The sequence below is a fragment of the Burkholderia mycopellens genome, from assembly GCF_964265025.1.
GTDB lineage: Bacteria > Pseudomonadota > Gammaproteobacteria > Burkholderiales > Burkholderiaceae > Burkholderia.
Map to the genome: position 1 here is coordinate 1,089,117 of NZ_OZ183803.1, position 17,537 is coordinate 1,106,653.

Annotated in this window: 13 protein-coding genes and 1 pseudogene; 7 read left to right on the forward strand and 7 right to left on the reverse strand. The window is 67.9% G+C overall.

The window, feature by feature from the left end:
• Positions 1-16: 16 nt before the first annotated feature.
• The 3 genes from ACPTTC_RS23220 to ACPTTC_RS23230 all read right to left on the reverse strand — a co-directional run bounded on the left by ACPTTC_RS23220 (position 17) and on the right by ACPTTC_RS23230 (position 2,806).
• Entirely contained in the window at positions 17-1,156 is a 1,140-nt protein-coding gene (locus ACPTTC_RS23220; RefSeq protein WP_423394081.1) for a patatin-like phospholipase family protein, read from the reverse strand.
• A 347-nt stretch (positions 1,157-1,503) separates the two neighbouring features.
• A complete protein-coding gene (locus ACPTTC_RS23225; protein WP_175968724.1) occupies positions 1,504-1,836 on the reverse strand; it encodes a cupredoxin domain-containing protein in 333 nt (110 codons plus the stop codon).
• A 25-nt stretch (positions 1,837-1,861) separates the two neighbouring features.
• On the reverse strand, positions 1,862-2,806 hold the full coding sequence (locus ACPTTC_RS23230) for a metallophosphoesterase family protein (protein ID WP_423394082.1): 945 nt from the start codon (positions 2,804-2,806) through the stop codon (positions 1,862-1,864).
• Positions 2,807-3,061: 255 nt separating this feature from the next.
• Between ACPTTC_RS23230 and ACPTTC_RS23235 the strand changes: the two genes are divergently transcribed.
• The 3 genes from ACPTTC_RS23235 to ACPTTC_RS23245 all read left to right on the forward strand — a co-directional run bounded on the left by ACPTTC_RS23235 (position 3,062) and on the right by ACPTTC_RS23245 (position 7,842).
• Entirely contained in the window at positions 3,062-4,651 is a 1,590-nt protein-coding gene (locus ACPTTC_RS23235; protein WP_423394083.1) for an inorganic phosphate transporter, read from the forward strand.
• Positions 4,652-4,732: 81 nt separating this feature from the next.
• Entirely contained in the window at positions 4,733-6,484 is a 1,752-nt protein-coding gene (locus ACPTTC_RS23240; RefSeq protein ID WP_423394084.1) for an ABC transporter permease, read from the forward strand.
• An 11-nt stretch (positions 6,485-6,495) separates the two neighbouring features.
• Positions 6,496-7,842, forward strand: a complete 1,347-nt coding sequence (locus ACPTTC_RS23245; RefSeq protein WP_423394085.1) for an AAA-associated domain-containing protein — start codon at positions 6,496-6,498, stop codon at positions 7,840-7,842.
• Positions 7,843-8,054: 212 nt separating this feature from the next.
• Here the strand turns inward: ACPTTC_RS23245 and ACPTTC_RS23250 are convergent, their stop codons facing one another.
• Together ACPTTC_RS23250 and ACPTTC_RS23255 are read right to left on the reverse strand one after the other, a co-directional pair.
• Entirely contained in the window at positions 8,055-8,453 is a 399-nt protein-coding gene (locus ACPTTC_RS23250) for a DUF3331 domain-containing protein (protein WP_423394086.1), read from the reverse strand.
• Positions 8,454-8,497: 44 nt separating this feature from the next.
• Entirely contained in the window at positions 8,498-9,790 is a 1,293-nt protein-coding gene (locus ACPTTC_RS23255) for an NAD(P)/FAD-dependent oxidoreductase (protein WP_423394087.1), read from the reverse strand.
• 149 nt (positions 9,791-9,939) lie between these two features.
• Here ACPTTC_RS23255 and ACPTTC_RS23260 point away from each other — a divergent pair, with 149 nt between their 5' ends.
• The gene (locus ACPTTC_RS23260) at positions 9,940-10,593 is read left to right on the forward strand and encodes a TetR/AcrR family transcriptional regulator (RefSeq protein ID WP_423394088.1); all 654 of its coding nucleotides are present in this window, start codon (positions 9,940-9,942) and stop codon (positions 10,591-10,593) included.
• 15 nt (positions 10,594-10,608) lie between these two features.
• Here the strand turns inward: ACPTTC_RS23260 and ACPTTC_RS23265 are convergent.
• Positions 10,609-10,862: pseudogene (locus ACPTTC_RS23265) on the reverse strand (LysR family transcriptional regulator); the annotation flags it as partial.
• Between the two features lie 124 nt (positions 10,863-10,986).
• Entirely contained in the window at positions 10,987-11,466 is a 480-nt protein-coding gene (gene soxR / locus ACPTTC_RS23270) for a redox-sensitive transcriptional activator SoxR (protein WP_423394089.1), read from the reverse strand.
• A gap of 80 nt (positions 11,467-11,546) precedes the next feature.
• Here soxR and ACPTTC_RS23275 point away from each other — a divergent pair, with 80 nt between their 5' ends.
• From ACPTTC_RS23275 to ACPTTC_RS23285, 3 genes are read left to right on the forward strand one after another with little or no spacing between them, the layout of a single operon-like run.
• Positions 11,547-12,785 carry an efflux RND transporter periplasmic adaptor subunit gene (locus tag ACPTTC_RS23275; RefSeq protein WP_423394090.1) on the forward strand — a complete coding sequence of 413 codons (1,239 nt, stop codon included), beginning with the start codon at positions 11,547-11,549 and terminating at the stop codon, positions 12,783-12,785.
• 13 nt (positions 12,786-12,798) lie between these two features.
• Entirely contained in the window at positions 12,799-15,972 is a 3,174-nt protein-coding gene (locus tag ACPTTC_RS23280; protein ID WP_423394091.1) for an efflux RND transporter permease subunit, read from the forward strand.
• Positions 15,969-17,492, forward strand: coding sequence for an efflux transporter outer membrane subunit (locus tag ACPTTC_RS23285; protein WP_423394092.1), 1,524 nt, complete (start codon positions 15,969-15,971; stop codon positions 17,490-17,492). Before ACPTTC_RS23280 ends, ACPTTC_RS23285 begins: the two co-directional genes overlap by 4 nt.
• Positions 17,493-17,537: the final 45 nt, after the last annotated feature.

Sequence of the window (17,537 nt, forward strand, 5' to 3'; positions counted from 1 at the left end):
GTTGCAGGGCTGCGTGTCATGCCGGGTTTTCCGGGATGGGCGGCGCGCTTGCGTCGAATACCGCCAGGCCTTCCATCGGGTCCGTCGGCGTATCCCACGGACGTGCCGCGATGGCGCGTTGTGCCGCTTCGTAGCCGGCCTGCCGGCGGGCGGCGATGCCGTCCGGCGTGAAATCGATGTCCTTCAGCTGATTGTCGCCGGCGAGCCGCGGCGCCGCGAGCTTGATCAGGTGCATCGTGGTTTCGCATCCCCACGCGGCGAGCCGGCGCACGGCCGGCGATGCGCGTTCGGCTTCCGGCACGTGGCGGGCCAGTTCGCGGATCACGTGGCGCAGCCGGTGGATCTGCTGCTGGCGCGCGATGTGGCTGTCGGTGCGGCTCGCATACTGGATGTCCTTCTGCCGCTCCGACACCTGCCAGATGCTCTCGGGCTCGGGGCCGGCCGGGTTCCACATCTGGACGGAGAAGATGATCGAGCTGCGGCGCGGGTTGTCGTCGAGCACGACTTCGACCGGCGTGTTCGAATACACGCCGCCATCCCAGTACGGTTCGCCGTCGATCCGGATTGCCGGGAACGCGGGCGGCAGTGCGCCCGAACTCATGATGTGCTCGATTCCGAGCCGCGTGTCGCGCGAATCGAAATAGCGCATCGTGCCGGTGCACGCATTGACCGCGCTGACGGTCAGGCGCGGGTGGCCCGCGTTCAGCAGGTCGGGATCGATCAGCGACATGAGCGTGTCGCGCAGCGGCGCGATCCGGTAATACGACGCGCGATCGACGCCGAGGCGGACCATCGGGCCGAGCCACGATGCCGGATTGGGCTGGAAGAATCCCGCGATGCCGCCGCCGATGATCATCAGCTCGGCCAGCGTCCGGTCCCAGCCGGGCAACAGCGGCGCGGTGTCGAAACGGGTCCGTTCGGTCACGCGGCGCCAGAACCCCGACAGTTTCTCGTAGCGCAGCCCGGGCGGGTTCCCGGCGATCAGCGCCGCGTTGATCGCGCCGATCGACGTCCCGACCACCCAGTCGGGCCGGATACCGGCTTCGTCCATCGCCTGAAAGACGCCGAGCTGGAACGCGCCCAGTGCGCCACCGCCCTGGAGCACGAGCACGACTTGCCCAGGGAGATCCATGCGTGCCGGCTGGCTCGCGGTCATGGCTTGCCTCGCTGCGTGTGAAGGTGGGTCGGATCCGAACGGACCGATTCAGTTTAGGCGATCGGCGGCGGGGGGCCGCCCGCAGTGCAATATGCGGCGGCGTTTGCTTCGCCAATCGCTTCCGACCCTCAAGTGCATCGACGGGGGGCGTGCCTGCGGCCGCTCGCGCGGCGCCTGGCCGCACACGGCGCGTCGAACGGCTGCGGACAAGCCGCTGCCGCGGCGTTCGGGCACGGCGCCGAGGTCGATCCTGGGCCTGGGTGGCGCCGTCAGCCACGCGGGCGAATGGGGGAGGCGTTGCAGGCGGCCCACCGTCCGCCATTCGTCCGCGTGGGTGATGCGCCGCGTCATTCGACCGTGATGGTCTCCTTCATGTACGGGTGAATCCCGCAGAACACCTTGTAGACGCCCGGTTTGTCGAAGCGGAACGAGTACGTCTCGTCCTGGTCGAGCGCCTTCGAATGAAAGATGCCGGCGTCGTTGACGACGGTGTGCGGTTCCGCGTCGAGGTTCTTCCACGTGATCGTCGTGCCGGCCTTGATCGTGGTCGACATCGGCGAAAACATGAAGTTGTGGATCGTCACGAGCGAGCCGTCCGGGCCTTGCGCGAACGCGGCGAGCGGGGCGGTGGCGCACAGGATCAGCGCCGCGATGAGGCTGGATTGCTTGAAGCGGGTCATGTCGGTCTCCTTATGATTCGGTGCGTCACGCCAGCGTCGTGTCATGCAGCGACGACGCGACCGGATGGCCGGCGAATTCGACGGTCGTCACGCCGAGCATCGACGGCAGCCGGTCGCGCGGCACGGTGAGCGGAACGGGGCCCGGGCCGTTGCCGGCCGTCGGCTGCGGGAACGCGGTGGAGCGCGCGGTGTGGAACGTCACGTTGCCTTCGACCTTCGACACGATCTGGTGGATGTGCCCGTTCAGCACGGTGACCGAGCCGAAGCGGCGCAGCAGCGCCATCGTCTGCGGCGCGTCGCCGGTGCCCCAGCCCCACGGCTCGTAGATGGTCCACATCGGCATGTGCGAGAACACGACGATCGGCGTGCTCGACGAGCGGCCCTTCAGATCCTGCGCGAGCCACGCGAGCTGGTCGTCGCCGAAGCTGCCGAGCCCGTTCGGCTTGAAGTGCATCACGTTGACGAGGCCGATGAAGTGCACGCCCGCGTGATCGAAGCTGTAGTACCCGCGGTTGTCGGACGCCTGGCCGAACCGGCCGAAGTATTCGGCTCCCGAACCGTCGGTGACGTCGTGCTCGCCGGGCACCGTATGCAGTTCCGGCACACGCAGCGCGGAGAGCAGTTGCGACGCGTGATCGAACTCCTCGGGCTTGGACAGGTGCGTGATGTCGCCGGTATGGATGGCCAGCGCGGGCATCGCCGGCATGCCGTTGACGAGGTCGATCGTCTGCTTCAGCGTGGCCGATACGTCGGGGTTCGCATCCTTGTTGAAGCCGATGTGCGTGTCGCTGATCTGCACGAACAGCGGGCGGCCCGCGTTGGCGGGAAGCGCATCGCCGGCCTGCGCGAGCGCGAGGTCGAACGGTGTCAGGATGCCGCCCGACAGCGTAAACAGCGTGCCGAGGCCACCGAAGGCCATGCAATGCAGGGCCTTGCGGCGCGACGGGTTGATGGGGGGCGATGAAGACATATGAGCCTCGCATTCATGTGAGGAAACCGGACGGCCGGATCGTCCTGGAATAAACCGGCGCCTTCGCGTGCCATACCGGCGCAGCGGCGGATTTATTCCCGCGCATCACGAGGTCGAGCACCCGTGTTCGCGGCTTGGCGGGCGGTGCATGACTTTTGAAGGATGGCCTGTCAATGACTTGTAAGTGACACGTCACATTTGCGTCACGACCGATCGATAGCCTGCCACTCCGAGTCACCTCTCCGGAGCCCCTTCATGCCGAATCTCGCGGCAACGGAAACCAGCGGTGCGGTCAGCCACCGCACGCGTACCATCAGCCTCGCGCTGTTTTTTCTGATCATTGCCTGCGGGATCGTCTACGTCGGCATTCATCTCAGCGCCGATCTCAGTCCCGTCAAGGAAAGTTCGGTCCTCCCGTTCCTGCTGCTGATCGTCGCGCTGCTGATCGCGCTCGGCTTCGAGTTCGTGAACGGCTTCCACGACACCGCGAACGCGGTCGCAACCGTCATCTATACGCATTCGCTCGACCCGCACCTCGCCGTCGTGTGGTCGGGCCTCTGGAACCTGTTCGGCGTGCTCGTGTCGAGCGGTGCCGTCGCGTTCGGCATCCTGCAGTTGCTGCCGGTCGAACTGATCCTCCAGGTGGGCAGCGGCTCGGGCTTCGCGATGGTGTTCTCGCTGCTGATCGCGGCCGTCACGTGGAACCTCGCGACCTGGTATTTCGGGTTGCCGTCGTCGAGTTCGCACACGCTCGTCGGCTCGATCATCGGCGTTGGCCTGATGAACCAGTTCGTCAGCGGCCCGTCGGCCACGAGCGGCGTCGATTGGAACCAGGCGCTCGGCGTCGGCAAGGCGCTGCTGTTCTCGCCGCTGATCGGCTTCGTGCTGTCCGCGCTTGTGCTGCTGCTGCTGAAGGCGCTCGTGCGCGTGCCGGCGTTGTACCAGGAGCCGAAGGGCAACAAGCCGCCGCCGTTCTGGATCCGCCTGCTGCTGATCCTCACCTGCACGGGCGTGTCGTTCGCGCACGGCTCGAACGACGGGCAGAAGGGCATGGGGCTGATCATGCTGATCCTGATCGGCGTGATGCCGACCGCGTATGCGCTGAACAAGGCCGTGACGCCCGACCAGACGAGCACCTTCGTCGCGGTGGCGCGCCACGCGTCGACGACGCTCGTCAAGTATGCGGACCCGGCCGCGCAGTCGGCTGCGCCGCGCGCCGACGTCGAGGCGTACGTGCGCACGCACAAGCTGACGCCCGCGACGATTCCGGCGCTGGGCAAGCTCACCGACACGATCGCCGACCAGGTCGCCCAGGCCGGCGGCATCTCGAGCGTGCCGCAGAACCTCGTCGACAACGTACGCAACAACATGTACGTCGCGTCCGAGGCGATCCGGCTGATGGAGAAGGCGAAGGCGCCGGCGTTCTCGGTCGAGGACGCGAGCGCGCTCGATGCGTTCAAGAAGCAGATGGACCGCGCGACGAAATTCATCCCGACCTGGGTGAAGGTCGCGGTCGCGATCGCGCTCGGCCTCGGCACGATGGTCGGCTGGAAGCGGATCGTCGTGACGGTCGGCGAGAAGATCGGCAAGTCGCATCTCACATACGGGCAGGGCGCGTCGGCCGAGGCCGTCGCGATGCTGACGATCGGGATGGCCGACGCGTACGGGCTGCCGGTGTCGACGACGCACGTGCTCGCGTCGGGCGTGGCCGGCACGATGACGGCCAGCGGCGCGGGCCTGCGCTGGGATACGGTGCGCAACCTCGTGCTCGCGTGGGTGCTGACGCTGCCCGCATCGATCGCGCTGTCGGCCGCCTTGTACTGGGTGCTGCACGGACTGTTCTGACCCGCGCCGGGGGGCGCGACGTCCGGCCGCGCGATGCGCGGCCGGTCCCATCGATTTTCAATTCAACACAAGACGCTACCGATGGATATCAGTTTCGATCCGAACCGCACCGCGAACGCTTCGGCGTGGCGCGTGCTGCCCAACCGCTGGGATGCCGTCGCGTTTCCGCTGATCATCTGCCTGCTCGCGATGGCGATCGTCGGTTTCCACCAGACGATGGCGCCGATCGGCGTGCTGCAGACGCAGAAGATCTCGCTCGATCCGTCGAACCTGCCTGAATACGCGTTGCGCACCACGCTGCGGATGCTCGCCGCGATGGTCGCGTCGCTCGTGTTCACGCTCGTCTACGGCACGCTCGCCGCGAAAAGCCGCCGCGTGGGCATGGTGCTGATTCCGATCCTCGACATCCTGCAGTCGGTGCCGGTGCTCGGCTACATCTCGTTCACCGTCACGTTCTTCCTCGCGCTGTTTCCGGGCCGCGTGCTTGGCGCGGAGCTGGCCGCGATCTTCGCGATCTTCACGAGCCAGGCGTGGAACATGACGTTCAGCTTCTACCAGTCGCTGCGCACCGTGCCGCGCGACCTGAGCGAAGTGTCGCGCGGCTTTCACCTGACGCCGTGGCAACGCTTCTGGAAGCTCGAGGTGCCGTTCTCGATGCCGGGCCTGATCTGGAACATGATGATGTCGATGTCGGGCGGCTGGTTCTTCGTCGTCGCATCGGAAGCGATCACCGTCGGCAACCAGACCATCACGCTGCCGGGCATCGGCGCGTACCTCGCGCAGGCGATCAGCGACAAGAACCTCGGCGCGGTCGGCTGGGTGATCGTCGCGATGTCGGTCGTGATCCTCGCGTACGACCAGTTCCTGTTCCGCCCGCTCGTCGCGTGGGCCGACAAGTTCCGGATGGAGAACACCGCGTCGGGCGATGCGCCGCAATCCTGGCTGCTCGACATGATGCGCCGCACGCACCTGATCCATCAGTTGCTCGTGCCGGCCGGCTGGCTGCTGTCGCAGGCCGCGCGCATCCCGCTGCGCTTTCCGTCGCTGAAGGGCACGCGCGCGAACGGTGCGTCGTCGCGGCGCTCGTCGCGTATCGGCGACATCGTGTGGGCCGCGTTCGTGATCCTGCTGACGGTGTACGTCGTGTGGCGCGTCGTCACGTTCGTCGCGACCGGCGTGACGATGGGCGAGGTCGGGCATGTGCTCGTGCTCGGGCTCATCACGCTGCTGCGCGTGCTGGTGCTGATCGCGATCGCCTCGGTGATCTGGGTGCCGCTCGGCGTGCTGATCGGGCTTCGCCCGGCGCTGGCCGAGAGGATTCAGCCGCTCGCGCAGTTTCTCGCCGCGTTCCCGGCGAACCTGCTGTTCCCGGTGTTCGTGATCGTGATCGTCCACTTCCACCTGAACGCGGACATCTGGCTGTCGCCGCTGATCGTGCTCGGCACGCAGTGGTACATCCTGTTCAATGTGATCGCCGGCGCGATGTCCTATCCGAACGATTACAAGGAAGCGACGAAGAATTTCCGCATCCGCGGCTGGCAGTGGTGGCGGCAGGCGATCCTGCCCGGCATCTTCCCGTACTACGTGACGGGTGCCATTACCGCGTCGGGCGGCGCGTGGAACGCGAGCATCGTGTCCGAGTTCGTGCAGTGGGGCGACACGAAGGTCGTCGCGCACGGCCTTGGTTCGTATATCGCGCAGACCACCGCCGCCGGCGATTTTCCGAAGATCATCCTGGGCATCGCCGTGATGTCCCTGTTCGTTACCCTGTTCAACCGTCTGCTGTGGCGTCCGATGTACGCCTATGCGGAATCCCGGCTCCGTCTCGATTGAGAGTAAGCGCGATGCAAAATTCGACCGTTATCAACGCCCCCGTCAAGACATCCCAGCCACTGCAGCCGCCGCGCCTCGGCGACGAAATCCTGCGTGTCGAGCACGTGAACCGCGGCTTCAACAAGTCGCAGGGCGAGCTGCTCGTGCTCGACGATGCGAACCTGTCGCTGCGCGAAGGCGAGATCGTCGGGCTGCTCGGCCGTTCCGGCTCGGGCAAGTCGACGCTGCTGCGCATCATCGCCGGGCTGATCGAGCCGACCGGCGGCGAAGTGACCTATCTCGGCCAGCCGCTGCGCGGCCCGGCCGAAGGCGTCGCGATGGTGTTCCAGACCTTCGCGCTGTTCCCGTGGCTCACCGTGCTGCAGAACGTCGAGGCCGGCCTCGAAGCGCTCGGCGTCGGCGCACGCGAGCGGCGCGAGCGTGCGCTTGCCGCGATCGACCTGATCGGTCTCGACGGCTTCGAGAACGCGTATCCGCGCGAGCTGTCGGGCGGCATGCGCCAGCGCGTGGGTTTTGCGCGCGCGCTCGTCGTCGACCCGACGATCCTGCTGATGGACGAGCCGTTCTCCGCGCTCGACGTGCTGACGGCCGAGACGCTGCGTACCGACCTGCTCGATCTGTGGACGCAGGGCCGCATGCCGATCAAGTCGGTGCTGATCGTCACGCACAACATCGAGGAAGCGGTGTTCATGTGCGACCGGATCCTCGTGCTGTCGTCGAACCCGGGCCGCGTGATCGCCGAGATCAAGGTGCCGTTCAAGCATCCGCGCAACCGGCTCGACACCGATTTCCGCAAGCTCGTCGACGACATCTACGCGAAGATGACCGCGCGTCAGACCGGCGAGGCGACGAAGAAGGGGCTCGAGCTCGGCAGCTGGATGCCGCGCGTGTCGACCAACCTGATGGCCGGCCTGATCGAGACGCTCGCGATGGCGCCGTACCACGGCCGCGCGGACATGCCGGAAATCGCGCGCACGCTGCACCTGGAAGTCGACGAACTGTTCCCGATCGCCGAAGTGCTGCAGCACCTCGGTTTCGCGGACGTGCGGGAAGGGGACGTGTTCCTCACGCCGCCCGCGCGCGTGTTCGCGGAATTCGGCACGCAGGAGCGCAAGCTGATGTTCGCGGACCACCTGCTGAAGCACGTGCCGCTCGCCGCGCGGATCCGGAAGGTGCTGAACGAGCGCCCGGGGCATCGTGCGCCGCGCGTGCGCTTCGAGCAGGAACTGGAGGATTTCCTGTCCGACGAAGCGGCCGAGGAAACGCTCGACGCGGTGATCGACTGGGGGCGTTACGGGGAAGTGTTCTCGTATAACGACAAGACCGAGGTGTTCAGTCTCGAGGATGTCGAGAGCTGACAGTCCCGAAGTGGACTCATGGGGTGCGGCATCCATCCGTCATCGATGTCGCTCCCCGTCGGAGCCTGCTGCATGGCCGGCAGGGTTGCCGACGGGCTATTCATTCAACCTCGACGGCCTGCGCAAGCCGAAGCACGGATGAACGAGATGGTCCGCGATACGGATCGCGTCACCACGGTCTGAAGCGGGATCCCCGGCCGAATTTCGGCCCTTCAGGCCGCCTCGGCGGAGCGTGCCGCATCGATGCACTCGGCCCGCACCATCGCGGCGGCGTTGCCCGGCGTCGAGCCGAGCAATTGCGGCGCATAGACGCTGTCGCCGATCTCGATCGGCTGCCCCGACAGCGCACACACGCCGCGCTTGCGCGTGGTGAACAGCCGCCACTTCTGATAACCGTAGTGCCCGGTGCATGCGTCGCGCCATGAAATCATCACGGTGTCGGCCGTGGGCCGCTCGAGCACGCTGATGGACGGCTTGCTCGTCGCATCCCACGACGGCAGCCGGTCGCGCGTGACGCTGCGCCGCCGCGGCACGCCCCACGAGACGGACGGCATGTCGAAGCTGCTGATCGCGGCGACGGTCACGAGCCAGGGCGCCAAACGGTTGTTCATGTCGGTTTTCCTCGAAAAACGTTACGCGACACCGCCACGCGGCATCACGACAAGCGGATGCGCGGCTGCACGCAGCCGTTGATCCGTTCGGCGATCCACAGCAGGGTCGCCTTGGAGAAGCCGTGCAGCGCCTGCTGGTGCCGCCGGTAGAGCATCAGGTGGCTGAACTGCGCGAAACGCCCCTGGATGAAGCCGCCGCGAAAGAACCCGAACTGCCCGAGCGTGCCGAACGCGTCGTAGTCGCTGATCGAGACGAGCGCGCCGAAATCGTGGAACGCGAACGGCGGAATCGGCGTGCCGTCGAGCCATGCGGGCAAGTGCTTCGCGAGGTGCTCGGCCTGTTGGGTCGCGACTTGCGCGGTGGGCGGCAGCGGCCGTTCCTGGCCGTCGGGCAGGAGGCTGGCGCAATCGCCGATCGCGAACACGTGCTCGTCGCCCGTGGCCTGCAGCGTCGGCCCGACGACGATCTGGTTCGCGCGATTCGTGTCGAGGCCGTCGAGCGCCTGCATGAAATCGGGCGCCTTCACGCCGGCCGCCCAGACCATCAGGTCCGCTTCCGCAAATGAACCGTCGCCGTAGTGAAAGCCGTTCGCGTCGGCGGACGTGACGCGGGTCGACGTCAGCACGTGAAAGCCGATCTGTTCGAGCCGCCGCTGTGCGGACGCCGAAATCCGCGGCGGAAACGCGGCGAGGATGCGCGGGCCGCTTTCGAGCAGCGTGAGCTGCAGCCGCTCGCGTACCGTCGCGTCGCCATACGCCTGCGCCACTTCCAGCAGGCGGCTCAGCTCCGCCGCGAGTTCCACGCCGGTCGCGCCCGCGCCGACGATCGCGACGCGAAACGGCTCGTCGCGCGCGATGCTGCGAAACACGCGCATCCGCAACGCTTCGTTGAAGGTCTCGGCTTGCCGCTGGCTGTCGATGAAATAGCAGTGCTCGCGTACGCCCGGCACGCCGAAATCGTTGGCCTGGCTGCCGAGCGCGAGGATCAGCACGTCGTATTCGAGCTCGCGTGCGTCGAGCACGAGTTCGCCGTCCTGCGAGCGGATCTCGCCGAGCTGCACGCGGCGGCGTGCGCGATCGAGCCCCTTCAGTTCGCCAGGCTGGTACGCATAGCCGTGGTCGCGAGCATGGGCGAGGAAGATCACCTGTTGCTGCTGCACGTCGCGCGTGCCGGCCGCGATCGTGTGGAGCATCGGCTTCCAGATGTGGGTCGGGCTGCGATCGACGACGGTGACCTGGGCGCGCCCGGACCGGCCGAGGCGCTCGCCCAGGCGGGTCGCGAGCTGCAGTCCTGCGATCCCGCCGCCGACGATAACGATGCGTGTAGGGGTTGTCATGGATAAATCATCACGTGATGAATAAGGTATGATCCTAGCGCTTCCCGGCTTCGCGTGTCAACGGAGCGGGGCAGGTCACCCGGTTTTCGGCGCCACTAAAGCGGGGCCTGAGCAGGGGTATTCGAATCATTCAAGGAGAGCAGGAAGACGTGACTGAAGTCACTGAGCGCGCGCCGGCCAAGCGGCGCATGCGAGGGCGGCCGCTGGCCGGGGCGTCCGTGGGGCCGGACGTGATATTGCGGGCCGCGCGCCGCACGTTTGCGAAGCGTGGCTACGACGCGACCAGCGTGCGCGAAGTCGCGCGCGAGCTGGGGGTCGACGCGGCGCTGATCGCGCACCATTTCGGTACGAAGGAAACGTTGTGGCTGGCGGTTCTCGAGCAGATCGCCGAGCTCGCCCAGCCGATGTTCGACGCCCTGCGCGCGTTGCGCACGTCGCCGCTGTCGCATCGGGACCGCGTGCTGCGCGCGATCGAGCTGTGCGTCGAGCACGAGTTCGACGAGCCCGACGTGGGCATGTTCTTCTCGACGGCAGCGACCGAAGTGGGCGGGCGTCTCGACCGGCTGCAGGAGCGGCTCGTGCGCCCGTACTATGACGTGCTGTTTCCGCTGCTGTCGGACGGCGTCGAGGCCGGCGTGATTCGCCCGGTCGATCCGACCGTGCTGTTCTTCATGCTTGCGAGCGCGATCGGCACGACGGTGTCGTACAGCCACATGATGTTGGAGTACACGTCGCTGCCCACGCGGCAGGACGCGTTCCGCAAGGCCGTGGCCGACGCCGCGTTCAACGTCGTCGGCGTCTGAGCGCGGCGAGCGTGGTCACACTGCCAGCACCAACACCAGCCCCAGTTCGCGTACCGCGCTTCGCGCGGTCCCGCGCAGCGCATCGGCGAGCGGCGATGGCGTCCGGTGCGCGATCGCCAGCTCATACGCGAGCGGGCTGCCCGCCTCCTTCAGTTCGCAGAACGTAACGTAATGCCTTGCGGCTGCATCGGCACGAACAGGCGCGGCATCGGCGCGGCGCCGATGCCGCCCGCGACGCGCCCGGCCGTCGTCTGCATCGGGTGCGGCTCGCCGGGCCGCGTGCGTCGTTCGTCACCGGCGCGACGATCGCGGTGAACGACGGCTGGCGCGTCGGCTGACGCCGTCCCTCCAGGCGGCCGGGTGGGGCATCGCGCGCCACCTCCGGCCTGCCTGTCACTTGATGTCCGTAGGCGGCGCATCGCCGAGCCAGCGCCGCGCGCCGGGCCCGTTGCGGCCCGCGCGGTCTTCCGGGTTCGTCAGCTTGCAGCGCTTCAGCGACAGGCAGCCGCAGCCGATGCATTCGTCGAGGTTGATGTAGAGCCGCTGCAACTCCTCGATCCGGCTCGCGACGCGCTGCTTCCAGCCGCGCGACAGCCGCTGCCAGTCCTTGTTGCTCGGCGCGGTGTCCTCGGGGAGGCTGACGAGCTGCTCGGCGATCTCGTCGAGCGAATAGCCGATCTTCTGCGCGAATACGATGAACGCGATCAACCGCAGCACCGCGCGCGAATAATGGCGATGGCTCGAGCCGTTGCGGTGCGACTTGATGAGCCCGCGTGTCTCGTAGAACCGCAGTGTCGACGCCGGCACGCCGCTGCGCGCGGCCACTTCGCGGATCGACAGCAGCGGCCATTGCGGGATGTCCTGGATACCCATGATGCCCCTCCGGTAAAACTTGACTTGAAGTTAACTTCAACTTTTATGCTACGCGGCAGTTTAACCCGTCGCGAGGCATCATGTTCTCCTTATCCCTACGCAGGGCGTCGCCTTTGGGCGCGGCCTGCGCACTGCTGCTGGCGTTGTCGGGCTGTCACGACGGCAAAGGCGCATCGTCGGCCCAAGCCCTCCCCGAAGTCGGCGTCGCCACCATCGCGCCTCGCACGATCCGCCTCGCGGACGAATTCAACGGACGCGTCGAAGCCGTCGATGCCGTCGAACTGCGGCCGCGCGTGAGCGGCTATCTGCAGCGCGTCGCCTACAAGGAAGGCGACCTGGTCGCGCAGGGCGCGCTGCTGTTCGAGATCGACCCGCGCCCGTACCGGATCGCACTCGATCGCGCGAACGCGCAGCTGCAGCGGGCTCGCGCGGCTGCGAGCCTCGCGAACGTGCAGCTCAAGCGCGTGCAGACGCTGATCGACGCGCATGCGACGTCGCAGGAAGAACTCGACAACGCACGCGCCACGGCCGAGCAGGCGCGCGCCGACCTGCAGGCGGCCGACGCGGCCGTTGCCGATGCGAAGCTCAATCTCGGTTTCACCGAAGTGCGCGCGCCGATCGCGGGCCGCGTCGGCCGCGCGATCGCCACGGTCGGCAACCTGGCGCGCGCGGACGACACGCTGCTGACAACCGTCGTGTCGCAGAACCCCGTCTACGTGTATTTCGACTGCGACGAGCAGAGCTACCTGCGCTACAACGCACGGCGTGCCGATCCGAAGCACCGTGCGATCGGCGCCGATCCGGTGCGCGTGGGCCTCGCGAACGAGACGGGCTTCCCGCATGCGGGCACCGTCGACTTTCTCGACAACCGGCTCGACCCGCAAACGGGCACGATCCGCGCGCGTGTGCGGCTGCCGAATGCGGACCATGCGTTTACGCCGGGCCTGTATGCGCGCGTGCAGCTCGTCAGCGGCCACGACCAGGATGCGCTGCTCGTCGACGACAAGGCCGTGCTCACCGACCAGGACCGCAAGTACGTGTATGTGATCGGCCCCGGCGACAAGGCGCTGCGCCGGGACGTGACGATCGGCCGCGGGCTGGACGGCGAGCGGATCATCGAGAAGGGGATCCAGGCGGGCGATCGCGTGGTCGTCGACGGCATGCAGCGGATCTACTACCCGGGCGCGCAGGTGAAGCCGAAGGCGCTCCCTGCACGCGCTGCCGCCGGTGCCGGCACCGGCGAGGGCAACGGCAACGGCAACGGCAACGGCAACGGCACGCAGGCCGTGGCCGACGCCGGCGCGCCGGCCGTGCAATAACGGGAGACAGGCAATGGATTTCTCCCGATTCTTCATCGACCGGCCGATCTTCGCGGTCGTGCTGTCGATCGTCATCTTCGCGATCGGCCTGATCTCGATCCCGATGCTGCCCGCCGGCGAATACCCGGAAGTCGTGCCGCCGAGCGTCGTCGTGCGTGCGACGTACCCGGGCGCGAACCCGAAGGAAATCGCCGAATCCGTCGCCGAACCGCTGGAAGAGGCGATCAACGGCGTCGAAGGCATCATGTACATGAAGTCGGTCGCAGGTTCCGACGGCAGCCTGCAGGTCGTCGTCACGTTCGTGCAGGGCGTCGATCCCGACACCGCCGCCGTGCGCGTGCAGAACCGCGTGAGCCAGGCGCTGTCGCGCCTGCCCGACGAGGTGCGCCAGTACGGCGTGACCACGCAGAAGCAGTCGCCGACGCCGCTGATGTACGTGAGCCTCTATTCGCCGGACAACAGCCACGATTCGCTGTACCTGCGCAACTACCTGACGCTGCACGTGAAGGACGAGCTGTCGCGGCTCGCCGGCATCGGCGACGTCGGCGTGTATGGCTCGGGCGACTATGCGATGCGGCTATGGCTCGACCCGAACCGGCTCGCGTCGCGCGGGCTGACGGCAAGCGACGTGATCGCGGCCGTGCGCGAGCAGAACGTGCAGGTGTCGGCCGGCCAGCTCGGCGCGGAGCCGTCGCCGAAGAAGAACGACTTCCTGCTGTCGATCAACGTGCGCGGCCGGCTGCGCACGGTGCAGGAGTTCGGCGACATCGTGCTGCGCAACGGCGACGACGGCCAGGTCGTGAAGCTGTCCGACGTCGCGCGCATCGAGCTCGGCGCGGGCGACTACACGCTGCGCTCCTATTTCAACGACAAGCAATCGGCGGTGGTCGGCATCTTCCTGTCGCCGGGGGCGAACGCGCTCGAGGTCGCGAAGGCCGTGTATGCGAAGTTCGACGAACTGTCGAAGCGCTTCCCGCCCGGCGTCGCGTATCGTCCCGTGTGGGATCCGACCGTGTTCGTGCGCGAATCGATCCGCGCGGTGCAGCACACGCTGATCGAGGCGGTCGTGCTGGTCGTGCTCGTCGTGATCCTGTTCCTGCAGACGTGGCGCGCGTCGATCATCCCGCTCGTCGCGGTGCCCGTCTCGGTGGTCGGTACGTTCGCGTGGCTCTATCTGCTCGGCTATTCGATCAACACGCTGACGCTGTTCGGGCTCGTGCTCGCGATCGGGATCGTCGTCGACGATGCGATCGTGGTCGTCGAGAACGTCGAGCGCAACATCGCGCAGGGCCTGAGCCCGCGCGACGCCGCGCACCAGGCGATGCGCGAAGTGTCGGGGCCGATCGTCGCGATCGCGCTCGTGCTGTGCGCGGTGTTCGTGCCGATGGCCTTCATGTCGGGCGTCACCGGCCAGTTCTACCGGCAGTTCGCGGTGACGATCGCGATCTCGACGGTGATCTCCGCGATCAACTCGCTGACGCTGTCGCCGGCGCTCGCCGCGAAGCTGCTGCGTCCGCACGGCGCGCCGAAAGATGCGCTCACGCGCGGGCTCGATCGTGCGTTCGGCTGGCTGTTCCATCCGTTCAACCGCTTCTTCGACCGCAGTTCCGGTCGCTATCACGGCTTCGTGTCGCGCACGCTGAAGCGGCGCGGGGTGGTGTTCGCGGTCTATGCAGCGCTGCTCGCGGCGACCACGCTGCTGCTCAACGCGGTGCCGGGCGGCTTCATCCCCGTGCAGGACAAGCTGTACCTGTTCGCGGGCGCGAAGCTGCCGGAAGGCGCGTCGCTCGCGCGCACCAGCGAGGTGACCGAACAGATGACGAAGATCGCGCTCGGCACCGACGGTGTCGAGATGGTGCCGGCGTTTGCCGGGCTGAACGCGCTGCAGGGCGTGAACACGCCGAACATCACGAACTCGTACGTGATCCTGAAGCCGTTCGACCAGCGTCACCGCAGCGCCGCCGAGATCAACGCGGACCTGAACGCGCGCTTCGCGGCGATCGGCGGCGGCATGACCTATGCGCTGATGCCGCCGCCGATCCAGGGCCTCGGCAACGGCTCGGGCTATTCGCTGTACCTGGAGGATCGCGGCGGGCTCGGCTACGGCGCGTTGCAGAATGCGCTCGCCGCGTTCCAGGCCGCCGTCGCGAAGACGCCGGGGATGAGCTACCCCGTCAGCTCGTACCAGGCGAACATCCCGCAGCTCGAGGTGAAGGTCGACCGGTTGAAGGTGAAGGCGCAGGGCGTCGCGCTGACCGACCTGTTCAGCACGCTGCAGGTCTATCTCGGCTCGATGTACGTGAACGACTTCAACCTGTTCGGCCGCGTGTACCGCGTGATGGCGCAGGCCGATGCCGGCCACCGGCAGACGGCCGCCGACATCGCGAACCTGCGCACGCGCAACGCGAAGGGCGAGATGGTGCCGATCGGCTCGATGGTGACGGTGACGCCCGCGTATGGGCCCGACCCGGTCGTTCGCTACAACGGCTATCCGGCCGCGAACCTGATCGGCGATGCCGATCCGAAGGTGATGTCGTCGTCGCAGGCGATCGAGAAGCTGCAGCAGATCGCGAAGGACGTGCTGCCGCCGGGCATCACGCTCGAATGGACCGACCTCAGCTACCAGCAGGTCACGCAGAGCAACGCGGCGATCGTCGTGTTCCCGCTCGCGGTGATGCTCGTGTTCCTCGTGCTCGCGTCGCTGTACGAGAGCTGGACGCTGCCGCTCGCGGTGATCCTGATCGTGCCCGTGTGCATCTGCGCCGCGCTGTTCGGCGTGTGGCTGTCGGGCGGCGACAACAATGTGTTCGTGCAGGTCGGCCTCGTCGTGCTGATGGGGTTGGCGTGCAAGAACGCGATCCTGATCGTCGAGTTCGCACGCGAGCTCGAAATCCAGGGCAAGGGCGTGATCGACGCCGCGCTCGAAGCGTGCAAGCTGCGGCTGCGCCCGATCGTGATGACGTCGGTCGCGTTCATCGCGGGCTCGGTGCCGCTCCTGATCGGCGGCGGCGCGGGCAGCGAAGTGCGGGCGGCCACCGGCATCACCGTGTTCGCGGGGATGCTGGGCGTCACAGTGTTCGGGCTGTTCCTGACGCCCGTGTTTTACGTGGCGATCCGCAAGCTCGCGGGCGGCACGCCGGCCGTGTGGAGCGAACACCACGGCACCCTCGAAGGAGAAAACCGATGAGCGCCGCTTTCCGTCTTTCCGCGCTCGCGCTGTCGGTGGCGCTCGCCGCGTGCGCGGTCGGCCCCGATTTCAGGCGGCCCGACACGGCCACGGGCGCACGGTTCGCCCGCGATGCGCATCCGGCGGCGTCGCGCGATGCGGCGCCGTCCGGTACGACGCCGGAGATGCCGCCCGACGCATCGGCCGATGCCGATGCCGCGTTCTGGCGCGGTTTCGGCGATCCGGTGCTGACGCAGCTGATCGACACGGCGCTCGCGGCGAACCAGGATCTGCAGGTCGCCGTGTCGCGCTACGACGCGTCGAATGCGCTGCTGTCGCAGGCTGCGTTCGATCGCTATCCGACGCTCACCGCGAGCGGGCAGATCGGCCATCAGCTGATGAGCAAGGACCAGGCGTTCGGCGCGCCGCGCAGCCAGCGCGATACGCCGACGTCCAGCGTCGGGATCAATGCCGCGTGGGAGCTCGACCTGTTCGGCCGCGTGCGCCGTTCGATCGAGTCGCAGCGTGCGGAAACGGCCGCCAGCGCGGCGGACGTGCGCGCGGTGCGCGTCGCGATCGCCGGCGAGGTGGCAAGCACGTACGTCGATCTGCGCGGCTCGCAGGAGCGGCTGCGGATTGCGCGCGAGAACGCCGACAACCAGAAGCAGACGCTCGCGCTGATCAATGCACGCGTCGGCGCGGGGCGAGGGTCCGAACTCGATGCGGCGCGGGCGCGCGCGCAGTACGAATCGACGACGTCGCGGATCGCCGTGTACGAGGCGGCGATCGGCGTCGACGAGCACCGGCTCGCGGTGCTGACCGGGCAGACGCCGGACGCGCTGATCGGCCGCTTCGATCTCCCGAAGGCCGCCGCGTCGGCGGGCACGCCCGTGCCGCTGCCCGCGCTGGCCGCCGACATCGATCCCGGCACGCCGGGCGACTTGCTGCGGCGGCGGCCCGACGTCGCGGCCGCCGAGGCGCGGCTGCACGCGGCGACCGCGCGCATCGGCGTCGCCACGGCCGACCTGTTCCCGCGCTTCACGCTGTCGGGGCTGCTCGGCAGCGCGACGAGCAGCTACGGGTTCTTCCGCGCGGGCAGCGACACGAACCTGATCGCGCTCGGCATCGACTGGTCGTTCCTCGATGTCGGCCGCGTGCGTGCGCGGATCGCCGCGAGCGATGCCGAAGCGGCCGGCCAGCTCGCGCAGTACCGGCAGACCGTGCTCGGGGCGCTGGAGGAAACCGAGAACGCGCTGCTGCGCGCCGCCCGCACGCGTGACGAAACGGACCATCTCGTGCGGGCCGCGACCGACAGCGCGCGCGCCGCGCAACTGGCGCAGGCGCGGTTTTCGGCGGGTGCGATCGACTACTACGAAGTGCTCGACGCGCAACGCACGCTGCTGCAGGCGCAGGATGCGGCGGCCGACGGGCAGATGCGCGGCGCGGCGTCGACGGTGGCGCTGTACAAGGCGCTTGCGGGCGGATGGCCGTCGGGAACGAGCCAGGGCGAGCAAGGCCCGCTCGCGCGGTCGGGGCAGTAGCGCGGGCGCGGTGGCGCGGCAGGCCGCAGCGATCCTGCCTGCCGC